This window comes from Arthrospiribacter ruber (assembly GCF_019343195.1).
GTDB classification, from domain to species: Bacteria; Bacteroidota; Bacteroidia; order Cytophagales; family Cyclobacteriaceae; genus Arthrospiribacter; species Arthrospiribacter ruber.
Genome location: NZ_RPHB01000002.1, coordinates 450,607 through 469,021, shown reverse-complemented (window position 1 = coordinate 469,021; position 18,415 = coordinate 450,607). Strand labels below are relative to the sequence as shown.

18 protein-coding genes are annotated in these 18,415 nt (G+C 41.7%); 4 read left to right on the top strand and 14 right to left on the bottom strand.

Annotation, left to right across the window (positions count from 1 at the left end; genetic code table 11):
• Positions 1-74 precede the first annotated feature (74 nt).
• From EGN73_RS04965 to EGN73_RS04955, 3 genes are read right to left on the bottom strand one after another with little or no spacing between them, the layout of a single operon-like run.
• Positions 75-341 carry a DUF7672 family protein gene (locus EGN73_RS04965; RefSeq protein WP_219287376.1) on the bottom strand — a complete coding sequence of 89 codons (267 nt, stop codon included), beginning with the start codon at positions 339-341 and terminating at the stop codon, positions 75-77.
• A gap of 58 nt (positions 342-399) precedes the next feature.
• Positions 400-789: a putative toxin-antitoxin system toxin component, PIN family gene (locus tag EGN73_RS04960; RefSeq protein ID WP_219287374.1), complete on the bottom strand. Its 390-nt coding sequence runs from the start codon at positions 787-789 to the stop codon at positions 400-402.
• Complete coding sequence (locus EGN73_RS04955) at positions 779-994, bottom strand: hypothetical protein (RefSeq protein ID WP_219287372.1); 216 nt, start codon at positions 992-994, stop codon at positions 779-781. The genes EGN73_RS04960 and EGN73_RS04955 overlap by 11 nt, the downstream gene beginning before the upstream one ends.
• Positions 995-1,437: 443 nt before the next feature.
• Here EGN73_RS04955 and EGN73_RS22660 point away from each other — a divergent pair, with 443 nt between their 5' ends.
• Positions 1,438-1,572, top strand: coding sequence for a hypothetical protein (locus EGN73_RS22660; protein ID WP_281422229.1), 135 nt, complete (start codon positions 1,438-1,440; stop codon positions 1,570-1,572).
• Between the two features lie 593 nt (positions 1,573-2,165).
• On the opposite strand, the gene purH is transcribed toward EGN73_RS22660, so the two are convergent.
• Positions 2,166-3,692 carry a bifunctional phosphoribosylaminoimidazolecarboxamide formyltransferase/IMP cyclohydrolase gene (gene purH, locus EGN73_RS04950; protein WP_219287370.1) on the bottom strand — a complete coding sequence of 509 codons (1,527 nt, stop codon included), beginning with the start codon at positions 3,690-3,692 and terminating at the stop codon, positions 2,166-2,168.
• A gap of 91 nt (positions 3,693-3,783) precedes the next feature.
• Complete coding sequence (purN, locus tag EGN73_RS04945; protein ID WP_219287368.1) at positions 3,784-4,341, bottom strand: phosphoribosylglycinamide formyltransferase; 558 nt, start codon at positions 4,339-4,341, stop codon at positions 3,784-3,786.
• A 372-nt stretch (positions 4,342-4,713) separates the two neighbouring features.
• Between purN and EGN73_RS04940 the strand changes: the two genes are divergently transcribed.
• Positions 4,714-5,493: a prohibitin family protein gene (locus tag EGN73_RS04940; RefSeq protein WP_219287366.1), complete on the top strand. Its 780-nt coding sequence runs from the start codon at positions 4,714-4,716 to the stop codon at positions 5,491-5,493.
• A 756-nt stretch (positions 5,494-6,249) separates the two neighbouring features.
• Here EGN73_RS04940 and EGN73_RS04935 read toward each other — a convergent pair.
• The 9 genes from EGN73_RS04935 to EGN73_RS04895 form a co-directional block, all read right to left on the bottom strand.
• Complete coding sequence (locus EGN73_RS04935) at positions 6,250-6,894, bottom strand: DUF2911 domain-containing protein (RefSeq protein WP_219287364.1); 645 nt, start codon at positions 6,892-6,894, stop codon at positions 6,250-6,252.
• 73 nt (positions 6,895-6,967) lie between these two features.
• Positions 6,968-7,783, bottom strand: a complete 816-nt coding sequence (locus tag EGN73_RS04930; protein WP_219287362.1) for an enoyl-ACP reductase FabI — start codon at positions 7,781-7,783, stop codon at positions 6,968-6,970.
• Between the two features lie 928 nt (positions 7,784-8,711).
• Positions 8,712-10,364, bottom strand: coding sequence for a DNA repair protein RecN (recN, locus tag EGN73_RS04925; RefSeq protein WP_219287360.1), 1,653 nt, complete (start codon positions 10,362-10,364; stop codon positions 8,712-8,714).
• A gap of 43 nt (positions 10,365-10,407) precedes the next feature.
• A complete protein-coding gene (porD, locus tag EGN73_RS04920) occupies positions 10,408-11,310 on the bottom strand; it encodes a type IX secretion system protein PorD (RefSeq protein WP_219287358.1) in 903 nt (300 codons plus the stop codon).
• Between the two features lie 41 nt (positions 11,311-11,351).
• Positions 11,352-12,560, bottom strand: coding sequence for a bifunctional phosphopantothenoylcysteine decarboxylase/phosphopantothenate--cysteine ligase CoaBC (gene coaBC, locus EGN73_RS04915; RefSeq protein WP_219287356.1), 1,209 nt, complete (start codon positions 12,558-12,560; stop codon positions 11,352-11,354).
• Positions 12,560-12,877: a DNA-directed RNA polymerase subunit omega gene (locus EGN73_RS04910; RefSeq protein ID WP_219287354.1), complete on the bottom strand. Its 318-nt coding sequence runs from the start codon at positions 12,875-12,877 to the stop codon at positions 12,560-12,562. The genes coaBC and EGN73_RS04910 overlap by 1 nt, the downstream gene beginning before the upstream one ends.
• A 24-nt stretch (positions 12,878-12,901) precedes the next feature.
• Positions 12,902-13,837 carry an outer membrane protein assembly factor BamD gene (locus EGN73_RS04905; protein WP_219287352.1) on the bottom strand — a complete coding sequence of 312 codons (936 nt, stop codon included), beginning with the start codon at positions 13,835-13,837 and terminating at the stop codon, positions 12,902-12,904.
• Between the two features lie 70 nt (positions 13,838-13,907).
• Entirely contained in the window at positions 13,908-14,615 is a 708-nt protein-coding gene (locus tag EGN73_RS04900; RefSeq protein ID WP_219287351.1) for a T9SS type A sorting domain-containing protein, read from the bottom strand.
• Positions 14,616-14,749: 134 nt separating this feature from the next.
• Positions 14,750-16,426 (bottom strand): OstA-like protein, encoded by a 1,677-nt coding sequence (locus EGN73_RS04895; RefSeq protein WP_219287350.1) that lies wholly within the window; start codon positions 16,424-16,426, stop codon positions 14,750-14,752.
• A 48-nt stretch (positions 16,427-16,474) separates the two neighbouring features.
• On the opposite strand from EGN73_RS04895, the gene tilS reads away from it, so the two are divergent.
• Positions 16,475-17,797 (top strand): tRNA lysidine(34) synthetase TilS, encoded by a 1,323-nt coding sequence (tilS, locus tag EGN73_RS04890; protein WP_219287349.1) that lies wholly within the window; start codon positions 16,475-16,477, stop codon positions 17,795-17,797.
• Positions 17,794-18,330: a Crp/Fnr family transcriptional regulator gene (locus tag EGN73_RS04885; protein ID WP_219287348.1), complete on the top strand. Its 537-nt coding sequence runs from the start codon at positions 17,794-17,796 to the stop codon at positions 18,328-18,330. The genes tilS and EGN73_RS04885 overlap by 4 nt, the downstream gene beginning before the upstream one ends.
• Positions 18,331-18,415: the final 85 nt, after the last annotated feature.

Genomic DNA, 18,415 nt, shown 5'->3' with positions numbered 1-18,415 from the left:
CAAATCGGATTAATTCGAAAGATCAAGACTTTTAAGATTTTCCTCTAATGTGCCCAAATCTTTTGATGAAACCCTTAGGTTTTAAAGAATTCAAATTTTTTTCCGGAAACAAGATGGAATAGTTTATCACCCAGCCAGTAACCTAAGCCAAGGGCTAAGGGGTATAAGAGAATTAACCAGGTATAATCGATGACACGTACTTCCGTCAAACCAGCACTTCCTTTGTCTGAAATCAGGTTTAGAAAATCATACCAAGAAAGCAGCTCCAAAGTTGACGCAACAAGATTAGCAAGGATTGCTGTAATTAGAATAGTCAAACCAATAATGTAAATTCTTAGCATAAATTAAAGATAGGTAAAAATTATCTATACCAAGAATGAAGAAGAGATTTTAGTTTTGTTATTCTTGAGAAATGAATTCAGTCCAAGAAACTATTTTTGTCTTCTCTATCTTCCCTAATACTAATAAATCAGAATCTGCTTTACCATCAATCGAAAGACTCAATAAGAAATTATCTTTTGGATCCCTACATTCATTGATTTTTGATTCCACCTTTATTAATTCCCCAAAAGTTTCAATTTGGGTCAGAAGTGTTTTGATATCTGATTTTTTAAAAAATCTTTTTAATTTGGGCCTTTCTGAAACCTCTAAAAACTCTTCAAGCAATTCTTGCGAAAAAATCAGTGTTACTGCCCCAGATTCAAGAAGGACATCCAATTCCTTTTGTCTTTTGGAGATCAAAAAACTTATCCACAGATTAGTATCTAGAATTACCCTTCTATTTTTCATACCGGGTTTTGCGGACTGCTTCAACCTCTTTAGTAATTTCTTCCAAACTTGGGGCTTCATCTGACTTACTCCTGAATTTTTTCAAAACTTCAGAAAAAGCATTTTCAGATTTGTCTTTCTTAATCCTTATCAAATCCAAGTTTGCCAAGTCTTTCAAAAGGGCTTTTGCTTTAGGATTCAATATATCAATTCTAATAGTTTCCATTTTTTTAATCTTTCTTAAAGATACGAATTTTTTAAATCGTTGGTCATTTTATCATGCACCACAACGGGATTCAGCTATACGCAGGCAGGGCATTTTACCACTGAACTTCCTACGAAGAACTGAACTTTAAATTTACCACTTTCCAGTCCTACGAAGCACGAAACCCCTGCTTGCGTATAGGTGATGTGTGTGCCCAGCATGGGCATCTGGTATCGAAGAAACCAAATTATTCCAGAGGATAAAAGTCTCCGCCAGCCGGCGGACGAGTTGGTGAAGCCTGTTAGCAAGTCGCAAAGCCTGTCCCGAACATCGGAAAACGGCATACGGAGGCCAGAAAGGGAGGGTAAGCAAGCACAACTTGTCCCGCCTTAGCGGGGTCTTTTACAAAGCCCGTAGCCAACAACCCCTTTTATGTAGATGCCGCAGAGGACAAAGCGGGAGCTTTGGGCCAGGTTTGCGTGCAGCAGGAAGGAATATGTCCTTATCCCACCATGCGGGACAGGCTCTGGGGAGATCTTGGACTCCACGAGGTGGAAACTGAGAAGTCAGCAGAGGCCATAGTAGTAAACAGGACATGAGCTTCGGAAAACCGAGGAGTTCTCACGAGTTGATGAAGGGCCGAACGTATTGTGAAGTGAAAATTCGATAAGGAGCCACTGTGTAGCCTAATCTTAAAAGTAGCGGAAAGGGAATGTTGGTGTAAAGAGCGGCATTTCTATGCTTTACGAACCGCTCCTGCACGTGCGGGAAGACCCGTACTGCCTGTCCCGTATCGGGATACGGTGGTGTGAGAGCCTCAACCTGAGCCAAACGGCTCAGGTCGGGCTACTCATATAAAATAATGGAAGTTTCAACTATTGAAAAACACGGAAAAGAAGTTAAACGGGTAGTTATCCGATTATTTAAAAAAATAAAAGAGGCTGTCTCATAAGTCAATGCTTAAAAAAAATACCAAAAATTTATTTGGTTTGTAATCAGTAAAACTTTGTGCCTTAGAGCCTTCGTGGCATTTCTAGCCACAAAGCCACTAAGTCACAAAGGGATTGACTCTTAAACAGAATTTTGTTTGGTTAATAAATCTGAAGATCTATTTATGAGACAGCCTCTTAAATTGTATGCGAGGAATATCCGACCCGGAATCTATGATTTCTGGAAACCGGGGTCTTCTATCTTAATGCTTGAAATGCCTCACACCTGTCATCACCATGCTCATTCCATGGGCATCACAGAAGTCTATGCTGTCCTGATCTTTGATCGATCCACCAGGCTGCACTACCGCAGTAATCCCCGCACCATGGGCGATTTCCACACAGTCAGGGAATGGGAAGAATGCGTCAGAGGCCATTACTGCACCCGCTAGGTCAAATCCAAAGGACTTCGCCTTTTCTAAGGCCTGTCTCAGCGCATCCACTCTTGATGTTTGCCCTACTCCCGAAGCAAGCAGCTGATTTTCGTTGCTGAGGACAATTGTGTTGGATTTGGTATGCTTGCACACCTTGGCAGCAAATACCAAAGCATCCTTCTCGTATTCGCTGGGAGCATGTTGGGTCACTACTTTAAAATCGGCCTTTGTTTCAGTTTTCAGGTCTTTGTCCTGCTCGATCACGCCATTTAGAAGGGTTTTGATTTGCTTTGTGCCTGGAGCATCTATTTTTTGTAAAAGTAGAATCCTGTTTTTCTTGCTTTTCAACAAGGCCAAAGCATCTTCATCAAACGATGGCGCGATCAAAACTTCGAAAAACAAGCTGTTCATTTCTTCGGCCGCAGCCAGATCCACATTCTGATTGGTCACCAATACACCTCCAAAAGCAGATGTGGTGTCAGCAGCAAATGCTTTTTGGTAAGCTTCTTTGACTGTACCTGCCACTGCACAGCCACAGGCATTGGTATGCTTAAGTATGGCAAAAGCCGTCTCACCTTTAAACTCGGCAATCAATGCTACAGCGGCATCGATATCCACCAGGTTATTGTAGGAAAGCTCTTTGCCATTGAGTTGCTCAAACATCTCCTCCAAGTTGCCATAGAAATGGGCAGCTTGATGCGGGTTTTCTCCATACCTGAGGGCTTTGGCTTTGTTTTCAGAGATTTTAAGGGCCGGGATTTCCTCGGTTCTGTTGAAATAGTTGAAAATATGGGAGTCATAGTGGGAAGAGACCTGAAAAGCCTGCGCAGCAAAATACCTTCTGTCTTCTAAGGTAGTAGCGCCATCCTGTGTCCTTAGTCTTTCTTCCAGTTCGGAATACTGGGCTTTGGAGGCAATAATGGTCACATCCTTGAAGTTTTTGGCGGCAGCTCTGATCAGAGAAATGCCCCCTATGTCAATTTTTTCTATGATATCTGCTTCTCCTGCACCTGAAGCCACTGTTTCTTCAAATGGATAAAGGTCTACAATTACCAGGTCTATGGCCGGAATATCATATTCCCTAGCCTGTCCGAGGTCACCCTCATGATCTCTTCTGTGAAGAATTCCACCAAATACCTTCGGGTGAAGTGTTTTTACCCTTCCTCCAAAAATAGATGGGTAGCCCGTCAAATCTTCCACAGGAATCACCTCAGCACCTTGTTCTTCTATAAACTTCTGAGTACCACCTGTAGAGTAGATCTTTACTCCATGGCTTTTCAATAAAGCGATGATAGGTTCGAGATTATCTTTGTAATAGACAGAAATAAGGGCGGATTGAATTTTTTTATTGGCCATGATATTTATTGAGCACTGCAAGATAGGTATGTCGTGCAGTTATATTTTGGTGAGTAAATTTTCAAGTGGCAAAGGTAGGAAAACCTATGCATTAAAGCAGGCTTTCAATGACATTTGGGAAGTATTTGTATTCCAGTGCATGGACTTTTCCGGCAATTTCCTCCGATGAGTCTTCGGTGCTTATGGGTACGGCAGCCTGAAAAATGATTTTTCCTTCGTCATAATGTTCATTGACCAGGTGTATGGTGATACCTGTTTCCTGATCTCCTGAAGCCTTTACCGCTTCATGCACATGCATGCCGTACATTCCCTTTCCTCCATATTTGGGCAATAGTGCCGGATGTATGTTGACAATTCTGTCTGGAAAAGCTTCGATCAGATTTTGGGGGATTTTGAGAAGAAATCCGGCCAGAATGACCCAGTCTACTTCAGCTGTTTTGAGCTGTTGTACAAGACTACCATCTTCCAGTTCTTTTTTGGAAAAATGCACAGCAGGGATTTGAAGCTTTTTGGCCCTCTCCAGTACGAAAGCGTCTTTCTTATTGCTGCCTATCAGTACTACCCGCCCCTTATCGGACCCGGTAAAATGTTTGGTGATTTCCTCGGCATTGCTGCCACTTCCTGATGCGAGGATAGCTAGATTTTTCAATTTCTTTTTTTTGGAAAGCTAAAATTACTCATGCTGAAGCGAGTCTCCAAAGAAATTTACAGTAGCAGGTCTGCAAAGTCAAAAAAAAGGATAGGTATTCAAACGCTATCTTCGCTGTTCGACATTACAAATGTCGAACACGGATAAATCGGATTTTTAATTCGATTTAGAGAATATTTCACGCAGCAATGACCAACATTCTCGTCAGGATACAAGCGATGATATCTGTAAAAGTCAGACTCAGATCATTGTGCCTTCCAACGCATTTTTACTATATATGTTTTATTAAATAAAATTTTATACAATTTATTTTTGTTTTTGAAATCTTTTTAAAATTTGATTTCGTAGGATAAGTAAACTAAAAACGATCCTATGAAAAATATAGCGTCAATATTTGCCATGATGGTATTGCTGATAAGTTCCTGTGCAGTTGTCAGGCAGGGGGAAGTAGGCGTGAAGAGTAAGTTTGGCAAGCTTTCTCCTGATGTCGCAGATGCCGGCTTGGTAGGTTTCAACCCATTTACTTCAAGGGTGATCAAAGTACCCATCCGTACGGTCAATCAAGAGGTAAAGCTCAACCTGCCCAGCAAAGAAGGGCTGACCATAGAATCTGAAATTTCTATTTTGTACAGTATTGAAAAGCAGCAGGTCCCATTTATCCTTGAAGACATAGGAGAGGACTACGAAAGGGTTTTGATCCTGAACGTATTCAGGTCTGCCGCGGCAGATGTTACTGCCCAATACATGGCCAAAGACATGCACTCGGGTATGCGGTCGGAAATTGAAAAAAACATACAAGACCGTATGCACGAATCATTGAGGCCTAGAGGCTTTGTGATAGAGCGGGTATTGATGAAAAGTATTCATCTACCTGTAGAGCTTAGCCGGGCCATTGAAAGGAAACTCAAGGCCGAACAGGAAGCCCAGCAAATGGAGTATGTCTTGGATAGGGAAAGGCAGGAAGCCGAACGAAGGAGGATTGAGGCGGAAGGAACTCGGGATGCACAGAAAATCCTTGCTGAAGGTCTGGTCCGGGAAATCATAGAGCTAAGAAGTATTGAGGCTTTCAGGGAACTGGCCAACTCCCCCAATGCTAAGATTATCATTACAGACGGTAAAACTCCTTATTTGATCAATTCTGATAATCAGTAGAGCAGGAATTGATGAACTGTGGAATTGATCAACTGTAGAACTGATGAATTGGGGAATTGTGGAGTTGATGAATTGGGCAGTTGGGGAAGTTAGAGAGGTGGGTTCTGGTTCATTTACTTTGGTGATTCCTTAAATTTGTATTTAGGCAATATGTATATCCGCAATTATACTACTAGCTAATTTAAATAAGGGCCTATATAAATCCGATACTAATAGATATTGGATCCTCCTCAGCGGACAAGTTATTCATGGATAACTTGTCCCGGTTTATCGGGATTGGCTAGAAATCATAGGTTTGTTCCATTATTTAGGGCTTGCTGAAAAAGTCTCAGGTATGCCAGATTCAAAGCGGGCGAATGAAGATGTATGCTTATACTTCGAGTGAGCCCAATGAAGAAGATGGTATGCCTGAGGCTAGCCTTAAAATTTCGAATTTTAAAATTTTAAGGAGCACGGAAATCAAGCTATAACATTGAATAAGCGTGCACCTGCTTAAAAAGAAAATACCTGACAAACGGGGTATTCATCAAAATTTAAAGCATTTATTCTTCAGTTGGCGTTTTTCAGCACGCCCTATTTAGATTCTACTGGTAAATATGCGGATAATCAAGATCGGCAATTAGACCGCTGACCGATTTGAACATGGGTCTAGATTAATCGGATAATAATATCAAAAAAAAGCAAAAAACCGCTAGGTGCATACCTAGCGGTTTTTTAAAATCTAAAATCTAAAATCTAAAATCTCAAATCTACAATTTACTTCCTTCTCACCGGCAAGCTCACTTTGATATCATCCCAACTCATATGTATAAAACCATGCTCACCTGAAGCTACTTCTACTTCATAAGTCAATCTGAGCACCTCGTCTTCCAAAGTCTCAGGAGTGACAGTAAGCCTGAGTACGTCTTCCTCTTCATCGTAGTCATCAGCCAAATGCTGATCGTAGTTTTTGTTGAGAATCAGGGTCCACTCTTCTCTTCCGGGAATGGTGAAAAAGGCATACATGCCGGCCGGAACTTCGGTATCACCTACCATGACATCTTCTGAAAAGTCTATGGCAGTGGCCCAATGTGAACCGCTTACCCAGACTTGGTCATAGGATACCAGGCCATTCCAGATCACTCGGCCTCTTTTACCCGGTGAACCGTAATTGATAGTGATTTCGGCATTTCCTATAGTTCCTTTGGCTTCTCTTCTTGAGCTTCCCTTGATTTCATCTTCTTTAATATAGCCGGCATTGACACTGTCCGCATAGCCGGGCCTTACCAAGGTGTGTTCCTGTTCCAGTTGACTTACGCCTTCTACATTTCTCAGGTCCTGTGTCTGAACAGATTTCTCAGTATTGCAGGCAAATAAAACCGTAAGGGCAAAAAAGCCAGGAATAAAATTTCTGTAATTCATAGTAAAAAGGTGTTTGGTTTAATTTTTTTAACTGATTTATGTCCTATAAGTTTCTTTATTGTGGGGTGATCTCTTAAAGATCTTTGAATTGTTCCATCAATTCTTCTGATATCCCTGTGGTAGAATACCCTCCATCGTGGAAAAGGTTCTGCATAGTGACATATTTGGTCAAATCTGAAAACATGGTAATGATATAGTCGGCGCATGCTTCTGCCGGTGCATTTCCAAGTGGGGACATTTTGTCCGCAAAGTTGTAAAAAGCATCAAAACCTCCAATACCGGTACCTGCAGTGGTTTTGGTAGGAGATTGAGAAATAGTATTTACCCTTACTTTTTTGGCTTTTCCAAATCTATATCCATAGCCTCTTGCGATGCTTTCCAGCAAGGCTTTGGCATCTGCCATGTCAGTATAAAAAGGATAGACGCGCTGTGCCGCTATGTAGGAAAGTCCCATTACGGAAGCCCATTCATTCAGGATATCCATTTTTTCTGCGACATGCATCATCTTATGAAAAGAAATGGCCGACACATCATAAGACTTAATGGCCCAGTCATAGTTGAGATCTCCGTAAGAGCGTCCTTTTCTGATGTTTGGAGACATTCCGATAGAGTGCAGTAGAAAGTCAAAGTTTCCACCCAAATATTCCTTGGATTCAGTATAAAGTTTCTCAATATCTTCAAGGGAAGTGGCATCAGCTGGGATTACTATAGTTCCGCAATGTTCGGCCAGTTCTTTGATTGCTCCCATTCTCATGGCGATAGGGGCGTTGGTAAGTACGAACTTGGCGCCTTGCTCATGGGCCTTTAAGGCGGTCTTCCAGGCAATGGAATTTTCGTCCAAAGCTCCGGTGATGATACCCAATTTACCTTTTAATAAATTTTCTGCCATATACAGTGTTGATTAAGGTTGGTTCTTTTTTGAGTGGGTAAAAATAGGGAAAAATTCGGTAAATCAGTAAGTGATAAGGGTAGGAGGGGGCAGCAAGGGTATGTCAGCAGTCCGAAGTTTGTCCTTTATGACCACTGATAAAGGAGTTTTCATCTTCAGTCCTTCCTCCTCCTCCTTCTTGATTCATTGTTCATTATTCATCATTCGAAATTATGAATATCGAATACCGAACAAAGAATGATGAATATCGAAGGAAAGGGGCACTTCAAGGAGATTAGATATGAGAGTTGAGATGTGAGACACAAGACATTAGATACAAGACATAAGATATGAGACTTGAGATCTGAGACTTTCCTACCTACGGCAGGCAAGTAAACAGTTAATCAATTACACAATTCATCAATTAACTCTACATTTTACCACTCATAACTATTCACTTATTTTTTCATCCCCAGTTGTCCGGAGGTTGCGCCTTCGGACAGTTGATAGTGGAGTTTCCAACTCCAAGTACCTCACTTTTTCTACTCAAACTTGAATCCTTCGAGGACTTAAAGACCTCAAAGGATACCCATACCTCACCTTGGCTCTCGCTTCTTTCATCCTTCCTCCCTCATCCTCCTTCTTGATTCATTGTTCATTATTCATCATTCGAAATTATGAATATCGAATACCGAACAAAGAATGATGAATATCGAAGGAAAGGGGCACTTCAAGGTGGTTAGACATAAGACATAAGATGTGAGACTTTCCTACCTACAACAGGCAAGTAAACAGTTAATCAATTACACAATTCATCAATTGACACTACATTTTATCACAAATAACTAATCATCCCTCACTCATCCCCGCCTGGATGACCAGTCGTACAGGCTTCATCCTTCCTCCCTCAGCCCTCATCCTTTATCTTCCTCCCGCAACCTCAAGTCCATCAATTTTCCAGCAGTTCTTTGGCACTCTCGTAGGCACTGGCAGAAGGACTGGCGCCAGCGATCATTTTAGCGATTTCTTCCACGCGTTCTTGCAGGGCAAGCAGCTTAATTTTACTGATGGTTCTATCAGATGAATTGTCCTTGTACACAAAATAATGGTGCTCACCTTTTGCAGCTACCTGAGGCAAATGGGAAATACAGATCACCTGATGCTTTTTGGCAATATCCTGCATCATTCTTACCATCTGCAGGGCCACTTCACCGGATACTCCTGTATCAATTTCGTCAAAAATCAAGGTAGGAAGTGCCATCTTATCTGCCATGATGTATTTGATAGCAAAGATCAGTCTGGAAAACTCTCCTCCCGATGCCACTTGCTTGAGGGCCTGTGGCTTGACTCCTTTATTAGCAGAAAATAATACTTCTACTTGATCAGTGCCTGATTTGCTGGGAGGTATAGGGGATAATAAAATTTCCACTTTGGCATTTTCCATCCCCAGTTGCTGTAAAAGTGAAATCAGCTCATCCGAGAATGGTTGAAAACCTGTTTTACGTTTTTCACTGAGTTGAGCTGCTTTTTCCATCATTTCGGATTCAGCCCTCTCTACTTCTTTTTCCAGTTTTTCGAGTTCCTCGTCCAGGTTTTCTATTTTGAACACTTTGTCTGCCAGATCTTTCTCTATTTCCAAAAGTTCTTCAACAGTTTCTACTGCATGTTTTTGCTGGAGGTGGTAGATTTTGTTCAATCTTTCCCGGACAGTTTCGAGTTTTTCGAAGTCAACTTCAATGTCACCATCTTCATCTTCCATGCTTACCGCAATGTCTTTGAGCTCGATCAACACGCTTTCAAAACGATCCTGGAGTCCGTTGAATTTATGTGCCAGCCTGCTGAGCTGTGTCATGCCTTGCTTGGCCAATGAAAGCAACCGAAGTGCACCATATTCCTCATCTTGCAAATGGGATAGAACTTCCTGGATTTTGGCTTTGATTTCTTCGGCGTTTTCAAGGATCTCCTGATCACTTTCGAGCTCAGCCTGTTCACCTGCCTGGAGCTGAAGGGCAGAAAGCTCTTCTAATTGGAATTTATTGAAATCTGCTTCTTTTTTCAGTTCAAGGGCGGATTGCTGAAGTTTTTCCAGAGATTTTTTGCTCTTTTTCCACGAATCAAATGAGGCTTGATAGCTTTTCATTTCATCAAAAGTGGCAGCATAGGCATCTATCAGGCCCAATTGATAGGCACCATCCCCAAGGTTGAGGGTGTCATGCTGGCTATGGATGTCCATGAGAACCTTGCCCAGGTCTTTCAATGTCTCCAGTCGGACAGGAGTATCATTGACAAAAGCCCTGGATTTGCCCGAAGGGCTTATCTCTCTTCGGATGATGCACTCCTGATCAAAATCCAGGTCCATCTCTGTAAAATATTCCCGAAGACCGTAATTCCCTATTTCAAAACACCCCTCTACCACACATTTGGCATTTTCGTCAAAAAGGGACTTGGTATCTGCCCGATTGCCTAGAAGCAATCCCACGGCACCCAACATGATGGATTTTCCGGCACCTGTCTCTCCGGTGATCATATTCAAACCCTTGCTGGGGTTCATTTCCAATTCCTGGATCAAAGCATAGTTGGCAATACTGAGGGATCTGAGCATTCGGGGTCAAAAATTTTAGCTCAACAAATCTAATAAAAACTGATCAACCTTTAAGTAAATCATTGTACCTTCTGGCATTGTTGGGGTCTATTTTCATCAATTGCTCCACTGCCTCAGTACGGATTTCCAAAGGAGCATTTTTAAGAATTTTAGTTACTTCTTCCCCTTTGGCATCGATAAATGCAATGGTAAATATTCCATTAGGTTGCTGTTGGTTGGCTTCTGCTACCAGTGTAATGGCTTTTACTATGTTTTTGTACCCTTCTTCCGGCTTGGAGGTCAAGAGATCCAAGCCCCTTCTGTGGTACAAATAGACCGCTTCGCGAATGGGGGCGTAGACAGAGGAGGTATAGATGTCATTGATCAGCCAGTATCGGTTTCTTCTTTCATTGGGATTGGCTTGCCATCCCGGCCTTGGGGACTGCTGGGCATTGTTCACGATGTTGTTGGCAATTTCAAAATAAGGATCACCTCCCCGAAGGGCGAAACTGTCATAATCAAATCCCAAAATGATATAGGCATAATAAGCCAATAAGGAACTAATATTGTTGAGAAATGAAAAACGGTTGAACTCCAAAGGTTGGTTTTGTAGAAATTCAAAGGACCAATTCCGGTCTATAAAGTTCAATACCATACTTTCATAGCTGGTGCCATACACCGGCCTCACAGATTGGATTTGTACAGTAGCATTATAAAAACCTACCTGAGGCATATCGGAAATGGTAATGAGTATATTTCCTTTGATTCTCTCAGTGGGCTGAAACTGGTCGTTGGTCCAGGTCCTCCCATTGATAAACTGTTCGAAGTTGACCTTCATGTCTTCAAAGACCCTGGTCTCCTGTGTTCTGGCCCTGTCAGAATTGATGATCACCTGAAAGTTGAGTTCCTGGGCTCCTGCCGTCAGTGCCGTGAAAACAAGAATGAGGATAAAGCCTAAATATTTCATGGGGATCAAACCTTTACAAAAGGATAACGAAGCGTATTGCTTTAGATTTTGACGGGGAGCTTTTTTATCCTCTCCAAGATCAAACCTGCTATTTTTTCTTTGGGGAGTACCTCTGAGTTTGCCTCCGAACCATCTTCGGAAAAAATCCGGACTTTGTTGGTGTCCTTTTGAAAACCAGCGCCTTCTTCTCTCATGGAGTTGAGAACAATAAGGTCAAAGTTTTTCTTGCCCAGCTTTTCTTTGGCATGAAATTCTTCGTTTTCTGTTTCCAAAGCAAAGCCTACATGGATCTGATGATGTCTCTTTTCTTTTCCCAAAGAGTAGGCTATATCTACGTTTTTGACCAATTCTATGGTCATGGCCTCGCCGGCCTTTTTGATTTTTTCTTCAGCGACATGCTTGGGAGCATAATCTGCCACTGCGGCTGCAAATACAGCGATGTCAGCCTGAGGATGTAAGTTGGCCGCGGCTTCATACATTTCTGCTGCACTGGTGACCGAGTGGATTTGGATGGATGCATGTTGAGGTTTTTTGGCTCCTTTTCCCAAAATCAAATGCACTTCTGCACCCTGACTTGCAAAACTATCGGCCAGGGCAGCGCCCATTTTTCCACTGGAGTGATTGCTTATAAATCGTACAGGATCCAAAGCTTCCTGAGTAGGACCTGAAGTTATCAGGACTTTTTTGCCCAAAAATTCCTGCTTGGGGTGAAAGTGTGTGAGGACTTTATCTAAAATATGCTCAGGCTCCATCATCCTTCCCTGACCGGAAAGCCCACTGGCCAGTTCTCCGGATTCAGCGTCTAAAATGATATTCCCAAAGGACTGGAGTCTGCTAAGGTTGTTTTTGACGGATGGATGCTGGTACATGTCCAGGTCCATTGCCGGGGCTACCATGACGGGGCATCGGGCTGATAGGTAAGTAGCAGTAAGTAAACTGTCACAGAGCCCATTGGCAAATTTCCCCAATGTGTTGGCACTGATGGGAGCTACTAAAAAAAGGTCTGCCCATAATCCAAGATCGACATGGTTGGTCCAGACACCTGACTTAGGGTCGTGAAATTGGTGGTAAACGGGGTTTTTGGATAGGGTGGCCAGCGTCAAAGGGGTGATAAAATCAAGAGCAGAAGTACTCATGATAATTTGTACTTCTGCTCCTTCTTTGACTAATAATCTTGTAAGATGTGCCGACTTGTAAGCTGCAATGCTTCCTGTGACACCCAGTAAAATCCTTTTACCTTTTAATTGCATTATTCTTCTTCAGTAGTTTCGTCGGGATGGCGGAAATAGAGTTTTCCTTCGATAAACTCTTCCATTGCTAATGTACTAGGTTTTGGCATCCTTTCATAAAACTTTGAAATTTCTATTTGCTCTTTGTTTTCAAACACTTCTTCCAGATTGTCTACTGTAGAAGCAAATTCTGAAAGCTTGTTGTTGAGCTCCTCTTTCATGGAAGAAGAAATCTGCTTTGCCCTTTGGGAAATGATATGAATGGATTCATACAAGTTTCCGGTTTTCTGGGAGATTTTATCCAGATCTCTTGTCACGATGGATGGATTGATAGCCATATGGTATTTTGTTTTGTTTTCTGATTAGTTTTCTATTGGAGGAGCTGATGTGACTTCTGTAGATGGACCTGCGGCCTCTTCAGCTGCGGCAGCATCTTCACGGGCCTTTGCCAGCCTCTCCTCGTATTCTTTTTTGAATTTCTGATGGGCAATCAGTTCAGATTCTGCTTTTCTCGAAAGAGGGTCTATTGCACCGATGTACTTGCTCTCGGGATATCTTCTTTTAAACTGATCCGCAAAAGTGGCCACATTTTTCAATCTTTCTTCCTTTTTATCAAAAACACTCCTTTGACCATAAGCAAGAGAGACCTCTACCAGTTTGTAAGCCAGTTCTTCATTGTATTTGGAATCAGGATAATTTTTAGCAAAGTTCTGAAAAGAAACAATGCAGGCCCTGTAGAAATCTCCAGGGTAAAGTCCTTCTGTCAATTTATGGTACAGAATAGCTTCCTGATATGCCTTTTCCTCAAATCTTACCTGTAGGTCATCTATCATGGACATGGCCCTTTCGTAAGAATCAGATTGAGGGAATCTATTGATAAAGAGCTGAATGGCATTTACTGCATCCTTGCTACTTTTCTGGTCTAGATTGAAATCCGGTGAATCGAGATAAAGCGCATAAGAATTCATGAATAACGCTTCCTCTGCCAATGGGCTTCTGTTGTAAGTCTGATAGAAGGTGTTGAAATAACCTGCAGCTTCAATGTACCTTTTGAGTCTGAAATGTGCATAAGCGTAATTAAAATCAGCCATTTCAGCTTTGTCACTCCCGCGTATGATGGGTAATACTTTATCGTAAAGAATGATGGCCTTATTGTACTCTCCCGCTTCATAGTATTTTCCCGCTGCTTCATACAGCTCTTCCCAATTGGTACTTTTTTCCAGCTTGTAGAATGGGCCACAGGCAGAAATCAAGACGATGAGAAATAAGGTAAGTATGTGGGGGAGTTGCTCTTTCATAATTTTTCGAAGGCGCAAATATAAAGGATTAATCATTGGTATCAAATTATGGGGGTATTGGGCATTTGTATTATTTCTTCACAACGAGTTTTTTGGTGACAATATTTTTATTGTCCACAAATAAGGTGTAAAAATAAACCCCAGGATTGAGTTCAGCTACATTGATTACTAGGCTTTTCTGCATGGGATCCAACTGATACTCAGCTACAGGATTTCCGATAAAGCTGTTGACTGCGATCTTAGCTGTTGCATTTGGATTTTTGAATTCGTAATCGATCTGGGCCACACTGTTGCTTGGATTGGGATATACACTGCCAAGAGAAATGTCTTTGTGATTGGTTTCATCCACTGAAGGATTGTACACTTCATACACTGCTTCAATGAGAAACATGTCCCTGTTGTTATTGGGATTGGCAAAATGAAGGTCAAAATTTCCTCGAAGTTCTGTTATCCCAAGATCAAATTCCAGATATAGGTCGGTGAAAATTTCTCCGGGTTTTAGATTGAGTTTTACCTTGGCCAGATCTTTTTTCGGGTCAAAACACCTGTCTGCTATGCAGACTTTAATATTCTGCGAAGATCCGATATTGCCTCGTAGGTATTTGAGGGTATACTCTTTATTTTCTTTGGATTCGTTTTGGATGATGAGGGATTTTCTATGGGATGAACCTATTTTTCCACTGAATTCTATATTTTCAGACAGTACGCGAACCTGTGCATCCACCATTAGCGGTAGCATCAATATACTGCAACATAAAAATATGAAAATGCGGGTCATGTAAAGTTTTACCTATAGACTGAAAATTTATTTCTTTTGAATTCATTTATAACTACGAATAAAAATACCAAATAGGTTCCGGTTTTATACTATTAGTGGGTTAATTTTTGTTAACCTTCATAAAATTTTTTTTATCACGCTACGTTCTCCGCATTTTCGTTTTCATCAGGCCTCTCAAGCATTTTTATTTCAGACCCGTTTTTAGTTTTTTCATCTATCAATTTTTGTATTTCTTCATCAGTTGGGCGTGGAATGAATACTTCGGGCTGCTCAAACAAATCCTCTGGTTTTTCCTCTCTTTTTCGGGGTGTTCTCCATGCAAAAATATCCTCCATAGAAGGTTTTTCTTCCTCTCTCCAGACAAAGCCATCCAGAAGCTTGTCTTCCTCTTTGATGAGGTGGGGTGGATTGAACTCTCCCTCAGGTTTTACCAGCCAGTTGATTTTATGGATATTGCCCTCTTCAAAGAACATCATGATATTGGCACAGAGCATTTTGTTCATGCCACGGAGGGTAGAATCGCCGATGACGTCGTAGTAAATGGATTCGCCGTTTCCTTCTATGTGAAAGCGGGAAATCTGTCCATCCAGAAAATAACCGGTCATTTTCCTGCCCTTCATCTGATTGAAGTTGCCAAGCGTATCCTTCGTGATATTAAAGGCATTTCTGTTGAGGTATATCCTGTCTATTTCTTCATTGGCAATCAAAAACCTCACTGAGTCGGCTGTGATCTGGCTTTTGTCATTCCAGAGCACAGGGTCACGATATAGGTGTATAGTAGAATCAGAGTAGATGTAGGCCAGGGAATCTGATTTGCCATAAAGGTCCGATTTGATCATTTTGACATTTCTAAAGGCCAGAAGATGCCTTTCTTCCTCATTTTCGCTGTCCTGAGAAATCAATGTGTCGGCTATCACATACATGGTGTCCATCTCGAAATACTTTTGGACCAAAGCATTTCCGTAGACAATGCTGTATTTTCGGTCTTCCCAGTACTTTCCTTCTTCTCCGAAAATCTCTACATCCCTTTCCTTGTTGTACACACTGACATCTGTCCTGCCTTCATAATATTTTTGGTTTTCGTCATAATACAGGACTTCAGCATACACTTTGCTAGTGGCGGTCTCCACATCTCCGTCATAAAACCTGAAAATCTTCCTTTCTGTATCGTAGAAGCTTCCTTTTTGGGCGTTGAGCTTATCTCCTTCCTTGGATACGATATTGGTAAGACCCACAGTTTCGGCTGTTTTGGGTACCGTCATGTAGATCATAAAGTTGGTCTTGAGGGTGTAATCGGGGTTGACCAGGACTACATTTTCCGTAAAGGTGATTTTTTCTATCCTTGTTTCGTAAACGCCATTGATGCTGGTCAGTACATTGGTGGAGTCCACCACTTTTCCTTCATTGAAATAATTGGCCACACCGGTAGCCCGGTTGTAATCTAGAAAATCGGTGTAAAGAGTGGTTTCTTCATTTTTGAACACCACATTGTTTCTGAGTTTGGCTATTTTGGTATCTCCGTCATACTCGGCATAACGGCTAGTGGTGGTGACCGGGTCTTGTGTATCTACTATGCGGACATTTCCAAAAAGCTTCGCCCTGTTTTCTGTCCTAAAGAAATGGGCCGAATCACAATAGATCAGGGAATTTTGGTGCTTCATCCGGACATTGTTGATCAGCCTTTCAAAACCAGTTGCTCCCTGAAGTAGGTCAGCTTGCTGGATCTCAAGGGTATTGGAATCCTGGGCCATGCTCAGGGTTGGGAATATTCCGATAAAAAGAAGAAGGGTGAAAAGGGAGTTTTTAATCATTTGTAACTTGGTCGGCCCAAAATTAAGCAAAAATGATATTTTTGGATTATGGTAGAGCGATTTATCCAACATATACGGACAAAAAATCTTTTGGATGAAAACAATAAGTATTTATTGGCCATAAGTGGTGGGGCAGACAGTGTGTGTTTGGGACAGCTTCTTTTTCAGGCAGGGATAGATTTTGAAATGGCCCATGTCAACTTCCGGCTCCGTGGGGAGGAGAGTGACGGGGATGAAGCTTTTGTGCGTCATTTGGGAAAGATCTGGTCCAAAACCGTTCATGTAGAGCAAGTAGACCCTGAGGTCTACAAGGAGAAAAATTCCTCCACGCAGATGATTGCCAGAAAAATCAGGTACGAATGGTTCAGGAAATTGGCCAAAGAAAGGGGGCTGGAGGCCATTCTTACCGCACATCATTTTGAAGACCAGCTGGAGACGATCATGCTTAATTTACTCAGGGGTACAGGTATCGAAGGGGTGTTTGGCATGGCTGAAAGAAAAGAAGAGCTGATAAGACCCTTGTTGCCCTTTCACAAAATAGAACTGGAAAACTATCTTATCGAAAGAGCTCAGCCCTGGAGAATGGACAGCAGCAATGAGAAGTCGGATTACAAAAGGAATTTTCTCAGAAATGAGGTTTTTCCGCTCATTCTCGAAAAATTTCCCAGCGGCCTGGAAAGTATGGATCAGAGTTTCCATAGGATTAAGGATACGGGTAAGGCTTTTTTTCAGCTGTATGGGCAATGGAAAAAAGAGCATGTTCAATTTGAAGGAGAGAATCAATATTTGCCTATGCGAATATTGGAAGGATTACATAGTAAGTCTTCTATGTTGTATTATTGGCTAAGGGATTATGGCTTCAATACCGCGGATGTAGAAGATCTTTTGAAAGCTTTGGAGGAAGGTCACTCAGGAAAGGTATTCCAATCGGATGGATATTTTCTAAATCTTGACAGAGAGTACATCATCCTGTCGAAGAATGATTTTGAATGGGAACCGGTCGAGCTTTTGTCCGAAGATATTGCTATGGAATTCAAGTTTGGCCATTATGATATTTTACAAATGTCAGGTAAGGATCCTTTGGACAAAGATCCATGGAATGCCATGTTGGACAAGGACAAGCTTTCTTTTCCACTAATACTTAGAAAATGGGAACTAGGGGACAAGTTTATGCCTTTAGGAATGAAAAAGGAAAAGAAAATCTCTGATTTTTTGATAGATTTGAAAATTCCAATGGTAGAAAAAAGAAAAATCGCTGTACTTGAGTCCAACGGTGAAATTGTTTGGGTCGTGGGGCATAGGATTTCCGATCGCTTCAAATGCAGCAAAGAAAGTAACCGAATATTATACTTCAAAAGACGTTTTCCATGATCAACCCATTTTCACGTACGTTCAATGCTTCGGAGCTGGAGACATTTCAGTTTTTGGCTCAGACCTACCTCTTTGCTAGGTTGAAAAACATGGAAATGTCCAGATTTTTACCTGCCCTTCACACCCGAAAGTACAAGAGAGATGAGGTGGTGTTTTTCAGTGGAGACCCCAGTCAGGCGATTTATATAGTCCGTTCAGGAAAAATCAAGCTCACCATAGATGTAAAGGACAATTTTGAGACCATCAACGAAGTCCGCAAAAATGAGGTGTTTGGTGAAAATGCCCTTTTGGAGAATGTCAAAAGGATCTACACATCAGTAGTAGCTTCAGAAGAAGCGGAACTTTATGTCATTCCCCATTTTGCCATTCAGGAAATTTTTGACAGTCACTCTAAGATCAAAGCCAAGATGATGACCTCTTTGGCGGAATTTTACAATCAGAATAATTTCCGTCTCTTCAAATCCTACCGGAGCTCATTTGGCTTTTTCAACCTTCAGGAAATGTTTGACCGGACAACCAATGACGAACGCTGACCGGAAGACCTTCGTATATACCATTTAGCAAATCATATGCTGCTATGCTCAAGGAATCAGGCTGATTCCTTTACTAAATAGGCTT

What these genes read in the sequence shown, in the direction of transcription:
- EGN73_RS04965 (WP_219287376.1), bottom strand. Translation starts at nt 341, where the DNA reads ATGCTAAGAATTTACATTATTGGTTTGACTATTCTAATTACAGCAATC.
- EGN73_RS04960 (WP_219287374.1), bottom strand. Translation starts at nt 789, where the DNA reads ATGAAAAATAGAAGGGTAATTCTAGATACTAATCTGTGGATAAGTTTT.
- EGN73_RS04955 (WP_219287372.1), bottom strand. Translation starts at nt 994, where the DNA reads ATGGAAACTATTAGAATTGATATATTGAATCCTAAAGCAAAAGCCCTT.
- purH (WP_219287370.1), bottom strand. Translation starts at nt 3,692, where the DNA reads ATGGCCAATAAAAAAATTCAATCCGCCCTTATTTCTGTCTATTACAAA.
- EGN73_RS04940 (WP_219287366.1), top strand. Translation starts at nt 4,714, where the DNA reads ATGAAAAATATAGCGTCAATATTTGCCATGATGGTATTGCTGATAAGT.
- EGN73_RS04935 (WP_219287364.1), bottom strand. Translation starts at nt 6,894, where the DNA reads ATGAATTACAGAAATTTTATTCCTGGCTTTTTTGCCCTTACGGTTTTA.
- EGN73_RS04930 (WP_219287362.1), bottom strand. Translation starts at nt 7,783, where the DNA reads ATGGCAGAAAATTTATTAAAAGGTAAATTGGGTATCATCACCGGAGCT.
- recN (WP_219287360.1), bottom strand. Translation starts at nt 10,364, where the DNA reads ATGCTCAGATCCCTCAGTATTGCCAACTATGCTTTGATCCAGGAATTG.
- porD (WP_219287358.1), bottom strand. Translation starts at nt 11,310, where the DNA reads ATGAAATATTTAGGCTTTATCCTCATTCTTGTTTTCACGGCACTGACG.
- coaBC (WP_219287356.1), bottom strand. Translation starts at nt 12,560, where the DNA reads ATGCAATTAAAAGGTAAAAGGATTTTACTGGGTGTCACAGGAAGCATT.
- EGN73_RS04910 (WP_219287354.1), bottom strand. Translation starts at nt 12,877, where the DNA reads ATGGCTATCAATCCATCCATCGTGACAAGAGATCTGGATAAAATCTCC.
- EGN73_RS04905 (WP_219287352.1), bottom strand. Translation starts at nt 13,837, where the DNA reads ATGAAAGAGCAACTCCCCCACATACTTACCTTATTTCTCATCGTCTTG.
- EGN73_RS04900 (WP_219287351.1), bottom strand. Translation starts at nt 14,615, where the DNA reads ATGACCCGCATTTTCATATTTTTATGTTGCAGTATATTGATGCTACCG.
- EGN73_RS04895 (WP_219287350.1), bottom strand. Translation starts at nt 16,426, where the DNA reads ATGATTAAAAACTCCCTTTTCACCCTTCTTCTTTTTATCGGAATATTC.
- tilS (WP_219287349.1), top strand. Translation starts at nt 16,475, where the DNA reads ATGGTAGAGCGATTTATCCAACATATACGGACAAAAAATCTTTTGGAT.
- EGN73_RS04885 (WP_219287348.1), top strand. Translation starts at nt 17,794, where the DNA reads ATGATCAACCCATTTTCACGTACGTTCAATGCTTCGGAGCTGGAGACA.